20 protein-coding genes are annotated in these 16,971 nt (G+C 53.3%); 4 read left to right on the top strand and 16 right to left on the bottom strand.

Translation table 11 applies throughout. The features are described 5' to 3' along the window. Window positions 1–89: 89 nt before the first annotated feature. Entirely contained in the window at window positions 90–998 is a 909-nt protein-coding gene (mak, locus tag OGV82_RS01675; protein ID WP_047458524.1) for a fructokinase, read from the bottom strand. A 125-nt stretch (window positions 999–1,123) separates the two neighbouring features. Between mak and rdgC the strand changes: the two genes are divergently transcribed. Next, window positions 1,124–2,035, top strand: a complete 912-nt coding sequence (rdgC, locus tag OGV82_RS01680) for a recombination-associated protein RdgC (protein ID WP_047458527.1) — start codon at window positions 1,124–1,126, stop codon at window positions 2,033–2,035. Window positions 2,036–2,072: 37 nt separating this feature from the next. Here rdgC and ppnP read toward each other — a convergent pair whose 3' ends face one another. The 5 genes from ppnP to OGV82_RS01705 all read right to left on the bottom strand — a co-directional run bounded on the left by ppnP (window position 2,073) and on the right by OGV82_RS01705 (window position 4,770). Further along, the gene (gene ppnP, locus OGV82_RS01685) at window positions 2,073–2,357 is read right to left on the bottom strand and encodes a pyrimidine/purine nucleoside phosphorylase (RefSeq protein ID WP_024130605.1); all 285 of its coding nucleotides are present in this window, start codon (window positions 2,355–2,357) and stop codon (window positions 2,073–2,075) included. 70 nt (window positions 2,358–2,427) lie between these two features. Then, the gene (locus tag OGV82_RS01690) at window positions 2,428–3,105 is read right to left on the bottom strand and encodes an AroM family protein (RefSeq protein ID WP_012133600.1); all 678 of its coding nucleotides are present in this window, start codon (window positions 3,103–3,105) and stop codon (window positions 2,428–2,430) included. A gap of 261 nt (window positions 3,106–3,366) precedes the next feature. Further along, entirely contained in the window at window positions 3,367–3,558 is a 192-nt protein-coding gene (gene yaiA / locus OGV82_RS01695) for a protein YaiA (protein WP_012133601.1), read from the bottom strand. A gap of 26 nt (window positions 3,559–3,584) precedes the next feature. Then, window positions 3,585–4,130: a shikimate kinase AroL gene (aroL, locus tag OGV82_RS01700; RefSeq protein WP_047458531.1), complete on the bottom strand. Its 546-nt coding sequence runs from the start codon at window positions 4,128–4,130 to the stop codon at window positions 3,585–3,587. Between the two features lie 181 nt (window positions 4,131–4,311). Further along, complete coding sequence (locus OGV82_RS01705) at window positions 4,312–4,770, bottom strand: YaiI/YqxD family protein (protein ID WP_012133603.1); 459 nt, start codon at window positions 4,768–4,770, stop codon at window positions 4,312–4,314. A gap of 138 nt (window positions 4,771–4,908) precedes the next feature. Here OGV82_RS01705 and proC point away from each other — a divergent pair, with 138 nt between their 5' ends. Beyond that, on the top strand, window positions 4,909–5,718 hold the full coding sequence (gene proC / locus OGV82_RS01710) for a pyrroline-5-carboxylate reductase (protein WP_047458533.1): 810 nt from the start codon (window positions 4,909–4,911) through the stop codon (window positions 5,716–5,718). 15 nt (window positions 5,719–5,733) lie between these two features. Here proC and adrA read toward each other — a convergent pair whose 3' ends face one another. From adrA to OGV82_RS01755, 9 genes are all read right to left on the bottom strand, one after another. Continuing rightward, window positions 5,734–6,831, bottom strand: coding sequence for a diguanylate cyclase AdrA (adrA, locus tag OGV82_RS01715; protein ID WP_012133605.1), 1,098 nt, complete (start codon window positions 6,829–6,831; stop codon window positions 5,734–5,736). A gap of 107 nt (window positions 6,832–6,938) precedes the next feature. Beyond that, window positions 6,939–7,259, bottom strand: a complete 321-nt coding sequence (gene psiF, locus OGV82_RS01720) for a phosphate starvation-inducible protein PsiF (RefSeq protein WP_012133606.1) — start codon at window positions 7,257–7,259, stop codon at window positions 6,939–6,941. Window positions 7,260–7,401: 142 nt separating this feature from the next. Next, window positions 7,402–8,817, bottom strand: a complete 1,416-nt coding sequence (gene phoA / locus OGV82_RS01725; protein ID WP_286462605.1) for an alkaline phosphatase — start codon at window positions 8,815–8,817, stop codon at window positions 7,402–7,404. Window positions 8,818–8,976: 159 nt separating this feature from the next. Then, window positions 8,977–9,237 carry an anti-adapter protein IraP gene (gene iraP, locus OGV82_RS01730; RefSeq protein ID WP_012133608.1) on the bottom strand — a complete coding sequence of 87 codons (261 nt, stop codon included), beginning with the start codon at window positions 9,235–9,237 and terminating at the stop codon, window positions 8,977–8,979. Between the two features lie 230 nt (window positions 9,238–9,467). After that, window positions 9,468–10,460, bottom strand: coding sequence for a DNA-binding transcriptional regulator IdnR (gene idnR / locus OGV82_RS01735; RefSeq protein WP_024130607.1), 993 nt, complete (start codon window positions 10,458–10,460; stop codon window positions 9,468–9,470). 83 nt (window positions 10,461–10,543) lie between these two features. Beyond that, window positions 10,544–11,833 (bottom strand): MFS transporter, encoded by a 1,290-nt coding sequence (locus OGV82_RS01740; RefSeq protein ID WP_024130608.1) that lies wholly within the window; start codon window positions 11,831–11,833, stop codon window positions 10,544–10,546. Between the two features lie 23 nt (window positions 11,834–11,856). Further along, on the bottom strand, window positions 11,857–12,621 hold the full coding sequence (gene idnO, locus OGV82_RS01745) for a gluconate 5-dehydrogenase (protein WP_012133612.1): 765 nt from the start codon (window positions 12,619–12,621) through the stop codon (window positions 11,857–11,859). 172 nt (window positions 12,622–12,793) lie between these two features. Then, window positions 12,794–13,987 carry a multidrug efflux MFS transporter gene (locus OGV82_RS01750; RefSeq protein ID WP_047458539.1) on the bottom strand — a complete coding sequence of 398 codons (1,194 nt, stop codon included), beginning with the start codon at window positions 13,985–13,987 and terminating at the stop codon, window positions 12,794–12,796. A gap of 169 nt (window positions 13,988–14,156) precedes the next feature. Then, window positions 14,157–14,840, bottom strand: a complete 684-nt coding sequence (locus OGV82_RS01755; RefSeq protein WP_047458542.1) for an extensin-like domain-containing protein — start codon at window positions 14,838–14,840, stop codon at window positions 14,157–14,159. Between the two features lie 106 nt (window positions 14,841–14,946). Between OGV82_RS01755 and ddlA the strand changes: the two genes are divergently transcribed. Next, window positions 14,947–16,044 carry a D-alanine--D-alanine ligase gene (ddlA, locus tag OGV82_RS01760; protein WP_047458545.1) on the top strand — a complete coding sequence of 366 codons (1,098 nt, stop codon included), beginning with the start codon at window positions 14,947–14,949 and terminating at the stop codon, window positions 16,042–16,044. A gap of 105 nt (window positions 16,045–16,149) precedes the next feature. Here ddlA and OGV82_RS01765 read toward each other — a convergent pair whose 3' ends face one another. Further along, on the bottom strand, window positions 16,150–16,362 hold the full coding sequence (locus tag OGV82_RS01765; protein ID WP_024130610.1) for a DUF2754 family protein: 213 nt from the start codon (window positions 16,360–16,362) through the stop codon (window positions 16,150–16,152). 267 nt (window positions 16,363–16,629) lie between these two features. Between OGV82_RS01765 and OGV82_RS01770 the strand changes: the two genes are divergently transcribed. Continuing rightward, window positions 16,630–16,938, top strand: coding sequence for a YaiY family protein (locus OGV82_RS01770; protein WP_024130611.1), 309 nt, complete (start codon window positions 16,630–16,632; stop codon window positions 16,936–16,938). Window positions 16,939–16,971 lie beyond the last annotated feature (33 nt).

Consider the following 16,971-nt stretch of genomic DNA (forward strand, 5'->3'; position numbering starts at 1 on the left):
CACCGCTTTGTCCGGCCTACAGGGAGCATGTTGTAGGCCCGGTAAGCGTAGCGTCACCGGGCATTATGCCTTATCCGGCAAAAAACGATTTACTCCTGCGGCCACAACCATGCCGCGCCGCGAACGCCGCTGGAATCGCCATGTAACGCCTTACGGACCGGCGTTTCGCATTCGCCGCCAAAAACAAACGGTTTAATCAACGATGGCACGGTGTTGTACAACCGATCGACATTGCTCATCCCGCCGCCTAACACGATAACGTCCGGGTCGAGGATGTTGACCACATGGGCTAACGATTTCGCCAGGCGCAGTTCATAACGGCTAAGCGCCCGTTCCGCCAGCGCGTCCTGCTCGTTAACCAGACGGATAATGTCATTCCCTTTCAGCGGATGACCACTCAGACGATGGTAATCCGTGGCAAACCCGGTTCCTGAGATAAAGGTTTCAATGCAGCCTTGTTTGCCACAGTAGCAGGGCACTTCTTCACGGTAGCGCAGTTCATCTTCATCCATCCACGGCAAGGGATTGTGTCCCCACTCGCCTGCTGTACCGTTGCCGCCGGTATGCGCCCGACCGTTCAGCGCCACGCCAGCCCCACACCCGGTGCCGATGATCACCGCAAAAACGGTCTGCGCTCCGGCCGCCGCGCCATCCACCGCTTCGGACACCGCCAGACAGTTGGCGTCGTTCGCCAGGCGCACTTCCCGCTGCAAACGCGCACTCAAATCTTTATCGAACGGCTGACCGTTAAGCCAGGTTGAGTTGGCGTTCTTTACCACACCGGTATAGGGCGAGATCGAACCGGGAATACCCATCCCTACCGTACCCGTCTGGCCCGTCGCCTTTTCCGCCATCTCGACCAGCGAAGCGATGGTCTCTATCGTTTGTCGATAATCATCCCGCGGCGTAGGCAGACGATGGCGAAACAGCTGTTCCCCCGCATCGCCGAGCGCAATCACTTCCGTTTTCGTGCCGCCTAAATCGATACCTATACGCACACATCGCTCCTCATTTTTAGGGAATATCAACAGAGTAGAGGCGGGTGTTCTGGTTGGCAATGCAAGCCCGCCGACAATTCGTTATTATACCCGCTGGATTTAACGACAAGGCCGTGGAAATTATCATGCTATGGTTCAAAAATTTAATGGTTTACCGTCTTAGCCGCGATATTTCGTTGCGCGCCGAGGAGATGGAAAAACAGCTAGCCTCGATGACGTTTACCCCTTGCGGCAGCCAGGATATGGCAAAAATGGGCTGGGTTCCGCCAATGGGATCGCACAGCGATGTGTTAACGCATACCGCCAATGGCCAAATTATTATCTGCGCGCGCAAAGAAGAGAAGATTCTGCCGTCGCCGGTGATCAAGCAAGCGCTGGAAGCGAAAATCGCCAAACTGGAGGCTGATCAGGGGCGCAAGCTGAAAAAAACGGAAAAAGACTCGCTGAAAGATGAAGTGCTGCACTCACTGCTGCCGCGCGCCTTTAGCCGTTTTAGTCAGACAATGATGTGGATCGACACCGTTAACGGTCTGATCATGGTCGATTGCGCAAGCGCTAAAAAAGCGGAAGATACGCTGGCGTTGCTGCGTAAAAGCCTCGGCTCGCTGCCGGTGGTTCCGCTGGCGCTGGAAAATCCTATCGAGCTGACGCTCACCGAATGGGTGCGTTCCGGTACGGTGGCGCAGGGATTCCAGTTGCTGGACGAAGCAGAGCTGAAAGCAATGCTGGAAGACGGCGGCGTGATCCGCGCGAAGAAACAGGATCTGGTCAGCGACGAGATCGCCGTGCACATTGAAGCGGGTAAAGTGGTCACGAAACTGGCGCTCGACTGGCAGCAGCGCATTCAGTTCTTGATCTGCGATGACGGTTCGATCAAACGCCTGAAGTTCAGCGATGAACTGCGCGATCAAAACGAAGATATCGATCGCGAAGACTACGCTCAGCGTTTTGATGCCGATTTCATTCTGATGACGGGTGAGCTGGCGGCGTTAATTCAAAGCCTGGTTGAAGGTCTGGGCGGCGAAGCGCAACGCTAAGTGAATATTCCCTCTCCGCCGGGAGAGGGAAGCGCCATTATAAATAGCGGCAAAGATAGGACGTCGGTTCAGCCACCTGCAAATGGAACTCACTTTGGCCAGGGACGTTAAACACCTCGCCCGCTGCGTAGACTTTCCACTCGGTTTCCCCCGGAAGCAGTACGTTCAACGCGCCACTGACCACCGTCATCTCCTCCGGCGCGGCAGTGCTAAAGGCATATTCGCCTTCCGCCATCACGCCGACACTGGCGCGACCAGTACTGCTGCTGGTAAAGCCGATCGATTTCACTTTGCCGGAAAAGTATTCGTTACTTTGTAGCATAAACTGGCCCTTTCTCATGGTTACGTTAAGCACCAATATAGGGTCGCGACCTTCTGCCTGTCACGCAAAATTAACCGAGTAATTCCGAAGCCAGCCGTGCAATCAATACATTAGAGAGCAAGACCGGAACATCCAGCGCTCTTTGCAATAAATCACGATGACGCTGATTAAATCCAATGGAATCCAGCATGATCACATCCGCGCCCTGTTCCAGCAAATCTTTACCGGCATCAATCAGTTGTTGTTCCGATCCCTGCACGGGATTCGCCAAAGAAAAGACCGGAGGACGTTGTAAGACCTGCCATTTTCTCGCCTGTACATCCAGTAACTCTTCAACCGGCACAATCACGCCCACCTGGTGGCCATCAACAATCGACGCCACTAACGGCGGGATAATACGCAACGGCTCCAGCAGGATCGTGTTACGCGCGGTCATACTGTTAATCGCGGCGGTATTCATCAATAAAATGACATCGTAGCCCTGGTTATCCAGCACTTCGATAATACTTTGCAGGTCGCGCTCCACTTTCTGGCGCGAAACATGGACGATTTGGTTATCACTGAGCAACGTTAATAGCGGATCGTCTCCGGCCTCGACGGCGTACTCCGCCAACACCTCTTCACGGCTGATCTCACCCAACAGACTATGATGGGTAATATGTTGCTCATCAATATACTCCGTCAGAAGCGGCAGCACTTCGCTCATTGGCACAACGCCGATCGTGAGGATAGCCAACGACGCACTCATTTTCTGTTCCACCTTCTTTTTACTTCGTCGTTAATTCCCGGGTAAATGCCTGAACACTTACCTGCCCTGCGCTACAAATGCAGAAAAGCGTAGCAGGAGATCGGCAATGCATTGTGTAAAGATTCCAAATCACTCCAGTAGTATATTGTTATCGTTTAATTTTCAGTTTTAGCAGAATGCGGCAATGAGTGAAAAGTGTGATGCAAGTACGTTGTGACGTGACTCAGGCGCCTTGCCAGGCGTTCCACACTTCAGGATTTATCAGCTTTTATCGGGATCTTCATAGCGCGTTTTGGCATCCATCGCTTCCTGCGCGGAAGGATGCTCGCTGATCAGTGCGTTGGGTTCGGGATAGTCGGCGCGAAGCTGATACCAGGTCACCGTCTGACCTGGCGTTCCTTTCTCAACGGTGACGATATACGCTTCCCGGGGATAAGGCGGTTTTGTTGGCATAGTTCTTCCTTTTTACTGGATGAACTTTAATTATAGACGCCGCCCTGCAATCGTTGCGCCGCCTGCGACAACGCCGCAAGAATTTCAGAAACAACCTGGTCAGGGGCATGGCTCGCATCGATGATGTAATGCGCGGCTTCACGATACAGCGCGTCACGCTGCTCAAGCACTTCCTGCACCTCTTCACTTAAGGGCTTGCCGGTTAGCGTCGGGCGCAGTCCCTCTTCTGGCGCGGCCTCCAGCCGGTTCACCAGCGTGGACACTGGCGCGCTTAAATAAATCACAATGCCATTTTCGCGCATATAGCGACGATTGTATTCGGTGAGGATGATCCCTCCCCCCGTCGCAACCACCGTTGACGGCGCGGTAACTGCCTTCAGCGCTGCTGTTTCTCTGGCGCGAAAGCTGTCCCACCCTTCCCGGTCAACAATCTCCGCAACCGTCATCTGGACGTGCGATTGCAACCACCGATCGGTATCAACAAACTGGAAATCCACTGCCTGCGCAAGCGCCATACCGGTTGTTGTTTTACCACAGCCGCGAGGGCCAACAAGAAAGAGAGGTTGCGTCATAGCGGGCTTTCCCCAGAGAGCCGCAAAGGTGCGGGATCTGATGTCATCAAAGTAATAATCATACCACCAAACTAGTACGTCGTTAAATGTAAATAAATCATTCCACAAAAACCATGAAAGATTGTACGCGCTTACTATAACAAGAAATCATCAGCAGCAAAGTGTAAAAATAACATTACATTTAGCGCGTTCTGCGCTGGACTTCCAGCCACCACTTATCCAGCTCGGCGGCGAAATGCTGGCGATCGCGCGGAGAAAGGCTGTCCGGCCCGCCCGTCTGAATCCCGCTGGCGCGCAGGGTATCCATAAAGTCACGCATTGTCAGGCGTTCGCGGATCGTTGACTCCGTATAGCGTTCGCCGCGTGGATTCAGCGCCGCTGCCCCTTTTTCCAGCACTTCAGAGGCCAGAGGGATATCCGCCGTAATGACCAAATCTCCGGCTTCGCACTGACGCACAATCTCGTTGTCAGCGACATCAAATCCGGCGGGTACGCGCAGTGTGCGGATAAAACGCGAAGGCGGTACGCGTAAATTCTGGTTTGCCACCAGAATAAGCGGCATCTGCATACGTTCAGACGCACGGTACAAAATCTCTTTAATCACATTCGGACACGCATCCGCATCCACCCATATTGTCATAACCGCTCCAGGCTCATGTGCAATCGTCTATTGTCTCGTGCTTTTGTCTTCCGTCAAAGTGCTGTTTCTCCTTCATGAGACTTTCAATCCACGTTAAGCTAATAACCCCAACTAAAAATACGCATAGGGAGTGACGAAATGGAGAAGAAAATCGGTTTTATCGGTTGCGGTAATATGGGAAAAGCCATTCTGGGCGGCCTGATTGCCAGCGGTCAGGTTCTCCCCGGGCAAATCTGGGTCTATACCCCGTCCCCGGATAACGTCGCCGCGCTGCACGATCGGTACGGCATCAATGCGGCGCAGAGTGCGCAGGACGTCGCGCAGGTTGCGGATATCGTTTTCGGCGCCGTGAAGCCGGGCATCATGATTAAAGTGCTGAGCGAAATCAGCTCCAGCCTGAACAAGGACTCATTAGTCGTCTCTATCGCTGCGGGGGTCACGCTCGATCAGCTGGCGCGCGCGCTGGGGCACGATCGCAAAATTGTTCGTGCGATGCCAAACACGCCGTCTTTAGTCAACGCGGGCATGACCTCCATAACGCCAAATGCGCTGGTCACGCCGGAAGATACCGCTGACGTGCTGAACATTTTCCGCTGCTTTGGCGAAGCGGAAGTGATTGCCGAGTCGATGATCCACCCCGTCGTTGGGGTCAGCGGTTCCGCTCCGGCTTATGTCTTCATGTTTATTGAGGCGATGGCCGATGCTGCGGTGCTGGGCGGAATGCCTCGCGCGCAGGCCTATAAATTCGCCGCGCAGGCCGTAATGGGCTCCGCCAAAATGGTGCTCGAAACGGGTAAACATCCGGGTGAACTGAAAGATATGGTGTGCTCGCCTGGCGGGACGACCATTGAAGCCGTTCGCGTGCTGGAGGAGCGAGGGTTCCGGGCGTCGATTATCGAAGCGATGGCGAAGTGTATGGAAAAATCAGAGAAACTCAGTAAGTCCTGAGCCAGTTGCCGGACGTCAGGCCGCCACTTCGGTACGGTTACGTCCGGCGTTCTTTGCTTTATAAAGCGCCATATCCGCCGATTTCAGCCATTCCCGGTAGTGTCCGATTTGTGTGGTCAATGGCGCAACGCCCACGCTGATGCGCAAAATAACCTGTGGCGCGCACGGCAGGCGTAACGCGTTTAATCGCTCATGAACCCGCGACATCGCGGCAATCGCGTTATCCGCTGGCGTACCGCACATGATCACCGCAAACTCGTCGCCGCCAAAACGTCCTATCACATCGCTGCCGCGCAGCGTCATCTGTAACTGGCGCGTCAGGGCAATAATCGCCTCATCTCCGACATCGTGCCCCCAGGTATCGTTTATGCTCTTAAAGTGATCGATATCGATGATGAGCAACGTGGCGTCCCGGTGGTAGCGGCGACAGTTATCAAATTCATTACGCAACAATATTTCCCAATGACGCCGGTTATAGACGCCGGTCATACCATCCCGCATGCTCATCACCTGTAGCCTGCGTTTATGTTCCGCCAGCTTAGTCGCCGTCTGGTAACTCACCCAGGCAAACAGTAAGGGATAAATCACAATCACCGGCAGGGAGAACCACCACTCCAGCGGCGCGCTGCGAAAAGCCACGGTAATTCCGGTCAGCTGTAACGTCACCAGACATGACACAACCATTAACACCATACCGGCAATAAAGAGCCGCAGCCCTCCCGCGCCCATCAAATTCATACACATCATCATCAGCAGAGCCGTGGAGGGCAGCACGTTGACGCCCATCACCCCAACCCAGACGCCAGCAAGAATGGCGTCCGCCTTTAAGTTGTATATTTCCCGGCTTAAAGGATCGATGGCTTTACTCGCCAGTTGCCACGCCAGGTGCGGCCAGACGAAAGACCAGCCGACCAGAAACAACCACCATCCTCCCGCAATCGGTTGTGAAGCCAGTACGGCGGCGATCGGGAGAAACATCCATCCCAGTCCTACCGCACGCGGCAGTCTCACCCGCCTGGCGAATCGCAGCCCGGAGCGTTGATGGTCATTTTGAGGAGAGTGAGGTGGCTCACTCTGTGCGACCGCTTTTTTGTAAAAGTTTTCATCATTCATTATTTTTTGGGAACATTCTGAAACAATTTTCCCAAATTATAGAGAGGGGGATTGTGAAGGAAGTATGAAATTTCGGGTGAGTGATTTTCTCAGCTCACCCGTTAGCACTATGCGGATTTTTTCAGACAGGCACTCATAAACTTGCTGCGATCGTCGCCTTTCAGCGACTGATCCGTCGCCTGCTGGTTGCACTCACGCATTCTCTGTTGCTGCGGCGTCAGGCTTTTCTCACCAGGGGCGGATTTACTGTTTTTCAGGCAATCGCTCATGTAGGTCTTACGCGCATCCCCTTTTAACGCCTGCGCCGTCGCCTGCTGATTGCAGCTCGTCATACGCTGTTGTTGCGGGGTTAATGTCTTCTCGGCAGCGCCGACGGCGGTTAAAAAAACCAGCCCAAACAGCAGGGTAACCAGTAATGTTATTTTCATAGCACCATCCTTCTGTGAGTGTTGACACTACACGTCATCCTTCTGGTTACGTGCGCCGTAACCGAAGGAGGCTAACTCTAAGTCTGGCTGCTGACGACGAAAATACCACCTGACGGCAAAAGTATTGCCGTCAGGAGTCCGTTTACTTCAGTCCCAACGCCGCTTTCATGGTGTAAAACAGATCGGTCTGGTCCGTTAATCCGACGACATTCGCCGCATGCGGGCCGTATGCGGCAATGCGCAACTGGCTGCCGGTATGTTCCTGCGACTCCTCTTCCGAGTTGCCGTAGCTGATGACCATCACCGCGCCATCTTTGGTATTTAACGCCTGCGTCAGTCCCGGCGCTTTGCTTTCCGGCGCGATAATCTGGCTGGAATGCGCATGATCGGCAGTCACCACAACCAGGGTATTGCCCTCTTTTTTAGCGAATGCCAGCGCACGCTGCACGGCTTCGTCCAGATCGACCGTTTCACCAATCTGCCCGCATGGGTTGGCGGCGTGATCCTGTTTATCGATGGACGCGCCTTCAACCTGCAAGAAGAAACCTTTTTCATTCTTACTCAACAGCTCAATCGCTTTGTCCGTCATTTGCGCCAGCGTAGGCACGGTATCATCGCGCTGCGGGTTTGCCTTGCAGGTCACCGCAGGTTGTTCAAGGTTGCCGTGATAAGAGGCTTTCGAGCCTTCCCAGCGAACCGGCATGTTGCCGTCGGAGAACAAGCCCAGCAGCGGCTTATCCTGATTTGCCGCCGTTACCGACTTCAGCGAGGCGGCATCGTTCACCATCTGATATCCCCGCGCCAGCGCCTGCTCACGCAGCGTTTTCCCCTGCCATTCGCCTGCTGTCGCCATTTCAGCAAAGGTGGCCGCGCCGCCGCCAAGCGTGACGTCCGCCCGCGCATTCAGCAGTTGCTCGGTGATCGACCCTTTTCCACCCTTCTCCAGCGCGTTTGTCGGGCAAAGAGTGCTGGTAAGGCTGGGGCCGTAGCATTTGCGTGAGGTTACATGGGAGACTAACGCGGCGGGTGTCGCATCCTGTAATTCTGCGGTCGAGACGTTGCCCGTCGCCAGACCTGCCGCTTTGGCCATCTCCAGGATCGTGGTGTGATCTTTTTCGTGGATATCAACGCCTAACGCGCCGTTATAGGTTTTTACTCCCGTCGACCACGCCGTTGCCGACGCGGCGGAGTCTGTGACGTAATCCGGTTTGCCCGTTTCTTTATCCAGCGCGTAATGGGTGTATTGCCCGGTCAACGGTAAAGCATCAATTCCTTTAAAAAAGCCGCCGGCCCCTTGCGCATAATTTCGCGCCGCAGTGATTTCAGAATCACCCATACCGTCGCCAATCAGCAGGATAATATTTTTGGCCGGTTTATCGCTCAACGAATCTCGCAGCGCCGCCGTTTGATCGCCCGCTAATCGGCGCGCCCCGCCCGGCGTGGTAATATCTCCCTGTGCGGCACGATTATCCAGCACCGTCATCGCGGACGTCCTGGCATGTGTAATGGGGGTAAACAGCAGAGGTAACAGGGCAATAGCAATAGCGCTTTGTTTCACTTTATTTTCTCCATGTGCCTACCCTAAATAATTCGGGTTACAGAAAGCCAATACATATGCAACCTGAAGTACAACGGGTATAAATACAGTAAAATAAAAACAAAGCGACTATAGGTAACTGACGTGACAAGGTTATGACAGTGTTTACTCTGAATACGATCAGCTACGAGGATGCCTCAGTAACTTTTTTACATACTGGCGCAGCAATTCCGTATCGTAATCTGGAACGCTGGCATCCGGCTTTACGCCGTCGAGCGCATCCTCAACCTGATGAATGAGCTTCTGCTGCTCATTTTGCGCCATATTACGCAGCATCGCCGTGACAATAATCTCTAACGCTTCTACCTGAGCAACCAGTTCTTTCGACTCTTCTTCTTTTTGGGCGAGCCTCAGCAACAACTCTGAAATGAGATTTTTCATGACCGTATTTCCTTATCCGAGGAATGCTGACGTTATCATTATGGTTCACGACTGCCTAGAGGGTAAAAGTAGTATTTTTATGATAAAGGAAAGACTTTCTGTAAATAATGCGCTGACAAAATGGAGCGAAACGTTTCTCGCAAGAAAATAATTCAACCGTAAAAAATCAGGGTATAAATAGTCACGCCATTGCATAAATTAAAGTTATAGTAAATACGCCAGAATTTAACTTAAAGCGTATCGCCATAATATATTTGATATCCCAGATTGACCCTGTCCAGCGTCTCTTTTCCGCCCAGACGTTTAATCAGCATATCTGCGGCTACGCTTCCCATATCGTAGCGGGGGGTAATCACGCTCGCTATTTTTTGCAAACGTGCGCGGCCGATTTCCAGGCCATGAAATCCGGCAATAGCAACCTGTTGCGGAACGGGGATCTGCTGCGACTGACACTCCAGCAGCGCGCCAACGGCTAAGTCGTCATTGGTGCAAAAAATCGCGTTAATATCCGGTCTGTCGCGCATCGTCTGCAAAAACAACTGACGACCTAAGGCCAGTGACGAAATGGCTTTTGGCACCACATGGTAAGGCTGTAACCCCTGTTCGTTCAGCGCACGCTCAACGCCGCGATAGCGACTGACATCACGCGGGTCGTCCATTGAGCCGAAAAACGCCACGGCGCGTTTTCCCGCCTCCAGAAACGCCTGAGTCATATCCCACGCGGCTTTTTCGTTATCAATACCAACCTGCATATCCAGACAATGCTCGGTGATATCCATTAACTCCGCCACGGGGATACCGCTGGCGCGCACATACTGCACCATACGTTCAGTATGTTGTTTTCCGGTCAGAATCAGCGCATCAATGTTGTAGGAGAGCAGGTTAAGCACTTCGCGCTCTTCCCGCTCCGGGTCATACTCATAGTTAGCGATCAGCGTCTGGTATTGATGAGCGGAAGTCACCGACTCAATCCCCGCCAGGACATCGGCAAAAATCTGGTTGCGAAAGGAGGGAATCAGCACCCCGATCGTTTTACTGCGCGCATTAAGCAAAATCTCGGGGGCGCGATTGGGAATATAATTATTCTCCTCCATGATCTTCGAAATCAGCTCGCGGCTACGCTGCGAGACCTGATTGGGATCGCGAAGATAACGGCTTACCGTCATCTTATTTAGCCCAGCCAGCGTGGCGATATCCTGCAAGGTCATCCGATTGTTTTTCATGAAGTTCTCTGCGAAAGACAGCGTGATCAATTCGCAGAGAACCTTAACACAGCCAGCGAGGGACTGCATCTTATCCGGCCGGATTAGCCCACCGCTTTCCCGGTTTGTAAGGATGTGGACGACGGCGCCTGGTTAGCGCGCACGTTATACATCAATACCACCGAGGCCAGCAGGGAAATCGCCATAAAGGTGTACGAAACGCCCGGCCCGCCCGTCAGGCCATTGAGATACCCCACCAGCCATGCGCCGAGGAATGCCCCTAACGCGCCGAAACTGTTGATTAAGCCCATCGACACGCCCGCCACATTACGCGGCAACAGTTCAGGAATTAAGGCAAAAAACGGGCCGTAAGGCGCGTACATGCAGGCTGCGGCAACCACCAGCAATCCATAAGAGAGCCAGAAAGCGTTGCTCCCCAACAGCCAGGAACATAAGAAAGCGATGGCGGCAATCAGCAGCAACGGCCAGATAAACAGCTTACGGTTCTGAAACTTATCCGATAACCACGATACGGTAAGCATCAGACAGATCGCCGCCAGATAGGGCACGGCGGCCAGCCAGCCGACGGATACGATATCCATTTGGGCCGCTGATTTCAGGATGGATGGCATCCACATCATGAATCCATACACGCCGATACTCCACAAAGCATGTACCGCGCACAGCATGACAACGTTACGCGAGCGCATGGCTTCCCCGTAGTTACGTACCGGTTTAATATGGGTTTGCTCACGATCCATCGCCTGTTGCAGCGTCTCTTTTTCCTCCGCCGTCAGCCAGCTGGCATCAGCCGGTTTATCACGAACCAGCACCCACCAACAAAATGCCCACAGTACCGCCGGGATGCCCTCAATAATGAACATCTCGCGCCATCCCCAGGCCTGAATCAGATAACCGGAGACAATCGACATCCACAACACGGTGACCGGATTACCCAAAATCAAAAAGGTATTCGCCCGCGAGCGCTCGGTTTTCGTAAACCAGTTGCTGATATAAATCAGCATGGCTGGCATCACCGCCGCCTCAACCACGCCAAGAGTAAAACGGATCGCCATCAGCATGGGAATATTACTGACAAACCCCGTCGCGGCGGCACATATTCCCCACAGGATCAGGCTGAAAAAGATCATTTTCCGTACGCTGCGTTTAACGGCGTACAAAGCCCCCGGCACCTGAAAAAAGAAATACCCGAGGAAAAAAAGCGCGCCAATTAAGGATGCGGTTCCTTTCGTAATACCCAGATCGGTTTCAATACCTGCCGCGGCGGCAAAACCATAATTGGCGCGATCGAGATACGCTAAGCTGTAAGTAATAAAAATAATCGGCATTAAATACCACCAGCGCCGGGCTGGTAATTTAGCAAGAGCGTTCATACACATTCCTTTTGATAATGAGTCTATACCGCAGCTAACATTCCGCCGTCGACGAAGAGAATATGACCGTTAACAAAATTCGAGGCCGGGGCCGCAAGATAAACCGCCGCGCCAATCAACTCCTCCGGCTTTCCCCAGCGCGCGGCAGGCGTGCGCTGGTACAGCCAGGCGGAAAAGGCGTCGTCGTTCACCAGCGCTTCCGTCATCTCTGTGGCAAAATAGCCCGGTGCAATACCGTTAACCTGAATATTATATTCCGCCAGTTCCACGCACATTCCTCGCGTCAACATTTTCACCGCGCCTTTTGAAGCAGCGTAGGGTGTAATTGTTTTCCGGCCTAATTCACTCTGCATGGAACAAATATTAATAATCTTCCCTTCCCGGCGCGCCATCATATATTTGGCTACCTGTTGAGAAACAAGGAATACGGATTTCTGATTGACATCAATAACGCGATCCCACTCTGCTTCAGGAAATTCCGTCAGGGGGTAACGACGCTGGATACCGGCATTATTGATGAGAATATCAATCGCCCCAATTTCCTGCTCAATATGCGCAATCGCTTTTTCCACCTCCGCCGCGTGAGTGACATCAAACCCATAACCCACGGCGTCATAACCCAGAGCCGTCAGTGTGCTCGCGGCCTGTTCCGCCCGCTGCTGCGTAATGTCGTTAATCACCAGGCTGGCGCCATGCTCTGCCAGCCCCCTTGCCAGCAAATTACCGATTCCCTGCGCTGACCCCGTAATCAATGCGCGTTTACCTGCAAGACTAAAAATACTTTTCATCAAAAACCTCTTTTTCTATAACTGTTACGCGTAACTGTATACGCGTAACAGTAGAAAAAAGAAGTTCTCTTACACAACTAATGGTCAATTTGTGATCTACATTGGATTTGGCAGCAAAGAAAGGATCATGTACAGAATGCTTTCTGCACATGATCACGATTAGCAGCGGATCTCAGGCAGCGTGACGGCGGCGCAACGCAATCGCCAGTTGCCAGATATTCACCAGCACAATGAGCGCCGTCGCGACAAATACCCAGCGAAAGCCCGCCATCGCCGATACGGATGCCCCCATCAGCGGCCCGGCCACATTTCCGAGATACATAAACGACTGGTTATAACCAAAGATACGGCCGGTTATTCGATCGCTGGAATACTTCACCAATAAGGTCTGTACGGCAGGCAGCATCGCGCCATCGGCAAAACCTAACAGAAAACGTAGAACCCCCAACTGGAACGGCGTCGTCACCCACGACATGGCGAAAAACAGCACCACGGCACAGACCAGCGTCGCCATCAGAATCCTTTCCGTCCCGATCCTGTCGCCAAGTCTGCCAAGGCGGGGGGCGGAAATGAGCGCTGAAACGCCGGGCACCGACGCAATTAATCCGCTCAAAAAGGCAATGTTCGTGCTGTCCGGCAGCATGGATTTGATAAACAGCGCCAGGATGGGGCTGATCGAACCGTTACAGAGCTGTATCACCATCGTCGTGAAAAACAGGCTAATCACCAGACCCGGATAGGGCAATGAGGCAAAAACCGCTTTGCCGCTCAGTCGTTCACTCTTTTTGAGAGTCGGACGAACGCCCTCTTTAATTAAAAACAGCGTTACCAGAAAGCTCACCATCAACAACGTGGCGGTAATAAAAAAGACCGCCCGCAGCCCGATATGATCGGCAATAACTCCGCCCATTAACGGCCCGCCGATCACCCCGCTGATCTGGGCGGTGGAAAGCGTGCTGAGCGCCCAGCCGCTACGCTCTCTCGGCACCTGCGAAGCCACCAGCGCCATCGCGTTAGGAATGTACCCGGAGGTAAGCCCCATGACGCCGCGCAAAAGAAACAGTTGCCAGACATTGGTCGCAAACGCCTGAAGTAAAATCGCGATCGCCATGCCGAGCGATGCGCGCAGTAGCATCAGTTTGCGGCCTTTACGGTCAGCCAGACTGCCCCACATGGGCGAAACAATCGCGGAGATGAGAAAGGTGATACTGAAGGTTAAGCCAGACCACATGGAGAGCGCTTCATGCGAAGTGACGCCCATTTGCGAGATATACAGCGGTAAAAATGGCAGGATCTGACTGATCGCCAGCCCGGTAAAAAAGCAGCCGAACCAGACGGAGATAAGATTAACCTTCCAGGATTCCATAAGTGCTCATAACGATAAATAGCTGAAAACGCTCACCAGCTTAGCAAGTTGCGTCAGCAGAAGCGGTTCCAGAGATGCGGTAACCTCTATTTTGCTATTTTATCTCCCCGTTCATCAGATTTGTGAAATATGTCACATTATATACCCGTTCAGAACAGGGATTTATGCTTCAACGACAAAGCCCGTATCCGCGCATACCGAGATGGAAATGGTTGGCGTGCGCGGCGTTGTACTCCGGCCCCAGTCCATTGCCATAATAAGTGCAACTGGCGTTAAGCATCGCGCGCAGCCAGGGGGCGGTTTTCTCATCCTTCCATCCCCGCAGAACCGTAACTTTTCGACCGTCCGCCAGTTGAAAACCGCTGATATCCCACGCCTGTGCGCTGGCATGTTCACTGCGACGCGCATCCGCCCGGTGATAGATATTGCGACAGGCATAGCTGCCAAGGTGCTCAATACGGGTCAGTTGACTGCCCATAAACGACTGGGTTAGCGGTTTCGCCTGGCGCGCCACAAACAGCGCAGAACTCAGCGCCAGCGGGCAAGAGGCCAGGAAACTGCTGCTCAACGACACGGAGCCAAAATGCCTGACCCGTACCACGTCTGACAGCGGACATTCGCCCGCGCTGTCGGCAACGGGTTGCGACGAGATCATTCCCTGGCGATTGGCCTGCTCAAGTAATCCCTGGCACTGTTGCGGCGTCAGACGCTGTAGTTTGAATTTGGTGAGCCAGCCCGGAGGGTCGGACAGTTGCAGGGGAACAAAAGGATTGTAATGAGACGGAAGAGAGCGGTAACCCACCACCCCCACGGCCCCCAGCAGCACAATCGCAAGCCAACCCTTACCTTTCACGCCCCCTCCTCTCTGATTCCCTTAAACATTATGGCAGAAGCCCGCGAATCCGACGTTTTGTCGTGGTAATGTATACGCTTTGCGTTCGATGGAATGGGTTTTTAAGATGGCAAAATTGCGGGTAGGTATCGTATTTGGTGGTAAATCAGCGGAACATGAAGTGTCTTTGCAATCGGCAAAAAATATTGTCGATGCCATCGACAAAGCCCGCTTTGACGTTGTGCTGTTAGGCATTGATAAACAAGGGCAATGGCATGTCAGCGATGCCGAAAACTATCTGCTGAATGCAAACGACCCCGCGCACATTACGCTGCGCCCCTCTTCTACCAGCCTGGCGCAGGTTCCGGGCAAACACGAACACCAGTTAATTGACGCACAGAACGGCCAGCCGTTGCCGACGGTGGACGTCATTTTCCCGATCGTACACGGCACGCTGGGGGAAGACGGCTCGCTGCAAGGGATGCTGCGCGTAGCGAATTTACCGTTTGTCGGCTCCGATGTGCTAGGTTCCGCCGCCTGCATGGATAAAGACGTCACCAAACGTCTGCTGCGCGATGCCGGGCTGAACATCGCGCCGTTTATTACGCTGACTCGCGCGAATCGCGATGCGATCCGTTTTGCGGAAGTGGCGTCCCGGCTGGGTCTGCCGCTGTTTGTGAAACCCGCAAATCAGGGCTCCTCTGTGGGCGTCAGCAAAGTCACCAGCGAAGCGCAATATGAACAGGCCGTTGCGCTGGCGTTCGAATTCGATCACAAAGTGGTTGTTGAGCAAGGGATCAAAGGCCGTGAGATCGAGTGCGCCGTGCTGGGCAACGATCACCCGCAGGCCAGCACCTGCGGCGAGATCGTCCTGAACAGCGATTTTTACGCTTACGACACCAAATATATCGACGACAACGGGGCGCAGGTCGTGGTTCCCGCCCAAATCCCGCAAGAGGTGAACGACAAGATCCGCCAGATCGCCATTCAGGCGTACCAGACGTTAGGTTGTGCGGGAATGGCGCGCGTGGACGTCTTCTTAACGGCGGAAAACGAGGTGGTGATTAACGAGATCAATACGCTGCCGGGATTCACCAACATCAGCATGTACCCGAAACTCTGGCAGGCAAGTGGTTTAGGGTATACCGATTTGATTACCCGTCTGATTGAACTGGCGCTGGAACGTCATGCGGCGGATAACGCCCTGAAAACCAGCATGTCATGATGACGATGCGCCATCTGGTGTTGATCGCCTGATGGCGCTGTGGCTTATCAGGCCTACGACGTTTTACGCCCGTAGGCCGATGCCGCCATCCGGCACACTACCGCATTAAGCTTCTTCGGTTTTATCATCCTCACGGCGACGAATAATCAGCCCGGCAAGCCAGAAACTGAATACCCACGTCACCAGGCCTACCGCGTAGGTTTGCCATCCTTTTGCTTCAAAGCCCAACAACCCCACCACGCCATTCAAAATAAAGATCAGCCCAATGGCGAAAGCATAATAGTGCCAGTCACGGCGAATTTTTACAGGCAGGTTCATGACAGCTCCGACGCTAAAACAATAAAAAATCATCCTCGCACATTTCTGCCTGAGCGTCTGTGGCCTGTGCGGAATTTCTCAAATGTTAATCAATTTAGATTAAGGTAACAAAATTGTGACATCAAACAAAAAATCCGCAATCCAGGAGTCATCCCTGAGTGAAATTACCATCATTCTGATATTGACAAACACGATGACCTGTCAGACTTCACGATAAGCCGCTGGCATGACGCCAGATTCGTGCAGAAGACTATCCCGGAGGTCTTTATGGCTGACTTTACCCTCTCAAAATCCCTGTTTAGCGGGAAACATCGAGATACCTCCTCCACGCCAGGTAATATCGCCTATGCCGTGTTTGTGCTGTTTTGCTTTTGGGCAGGGGCGCAGATCCTGAACCTTCTGGTTCACGCGCCTGGCGTTTATGAACATCTGATGCAGATGCAAGAGACCGGACGCCCCCGCGTGGAAATTGGATTAGGCGTCGGCACCATTTTCGGACTGGTGCCTTTCCTGACAGGTTGCCTGATTTTTGGCGTCATTGCCGTAATTTTGCGCTGGCGTCACCGTCATCAGTAACCCTCCCTGTGCCGGATGACGCCAGGTTTATCC

Source organism: Citrobacter sp. CK191 (assembly GCF_030333435.1).
In the GTDB taxonomy this organism is placed as follows: Bacteria; Pseudomonadota; Gammaproteobacteria; order Enterobacterales; family Enterobacteriaceae; genus Citrobacter_B; species Citrobacter_B koseri.

Excerpts from the sequence above, each read along its gene's own strand:
- yaiA (WP_012133601.1), bottom strand. The coding sequence starts at position 3,558 with ATGCCAACAAAACCGCCTTATCCCCGGGAAGCGTATATCGTCACCGTT.
- OGV82_RS01740 (WP_024130608.1), bottom strand. The coding sequence starts at position 11,833 with ATGAACGCTCTTGCTAAATTACCAGCCCGGCGCTGGTGGTATTTAATG.
- ddlA (WP_047458545.1), top strand. The coding sequence starts at position 14,947 with ATGGCAAAATTGCGGGTAGGTATCGTATTTGGTGGTAAATCAGCGGAA.
- OGV82_RS01690 (WP_012133600.1), bottom strand. The coding sequence starts at position 3,105 with ATGAGTGCGTCGTTGGCTATCCTCACGATCGGCGTTGTGCCAATGAGC.
- adrA (WP_012133605.1), bottom strand. The coding sequence starts at position 6,831 with ATGAATGATGAAAACTTTTACAAAAAAGCGGTCGCACAGAGTGAGCCA.
- proC (WP_047458533.1), top strand. The coding sequence starts at position 4,909 with ATGGAGAAGAAAATCGGTTTTATCGGTTGCGGTAATATGGGAAAAGCC.
- OGV82_RS01750 (WP_047458539.1), bottom strand. The coding sequence starts at position 13,987 with ATGGAATCCTGGAAGGTTAATCTTATCTCCGTCTGGTTCGGCTGCTTT.
- aroL (WP_047458531.1), bottom strand. The coding sequence starts at position 4,130 with ATGACGCAACCTCTCTTTCTTGTTGGCCCTCGCGGCTGTGGTAAAACA.
- idnO (WP_012133612.1), bottom strand. The coding sequence starts at position 12,621 with ATGAAAAGTATTTTTAGTCTTGCAGGTAAACGCGCATTGATTACGGGG.
- ppnP (WP_024130605.1), bottom strand. The coding sequence starts at position 2,357 with ATGCTACAAAGTAACGAATACTTTTCCGGCAAAGTGAAATCGATCGGC.
- OGV82_RS01765 (WP_024130610.1), bottom strand. The coding sequence starts at position 16,362 with ATGAACCTGCCTGTAAAAATTCGCCGTGACTGGCACTATTATGCTTTC.
- OGV82_RS01770 (WP_024130611.1), top strand. The coding sequence starts at position 16,630 with ATGGCTGACTTTACCCTCTCAAAATCCCTGTTTAGCGGGAAACATCGA.
- psiF (WP_012133606.1), bottom strand. The coding sequence starts at position 7,259 with ATGAAAATAACATTACTGGTTACCCTGCTGTTTGGGCTGGTTTTTTTA.
- rdgC (WP_047458527.1), top strand. The coding sequence starts at position 1,124 with ATGCTATGGTTCAAAAATTTAATGGTTTACCGTCTTAGCCGCGATATT.
- idnR (WP_024130607.1), bottom strand. The coding sequence starts at position 10,460 with ATGAAAAACAATCGGATGACCTTGCAGGATATCGCCACGCTGGCTGGG.
- OGV82_RS01705 (WP_012133603.1), bottom strand. The coding sequence starts at position 4,770 with ATGACAATATGGGTGGATGCGGATGCGTGTCCGAATGTGATTAAAGAG.
- iraP (WP_012133608.1), bottom strand. The coding sequence starts at position 9,237 with ATGAAAAATCTCATTTCAGAGTTGTTGCTGAGGCTCGCCCAAAAAGAA.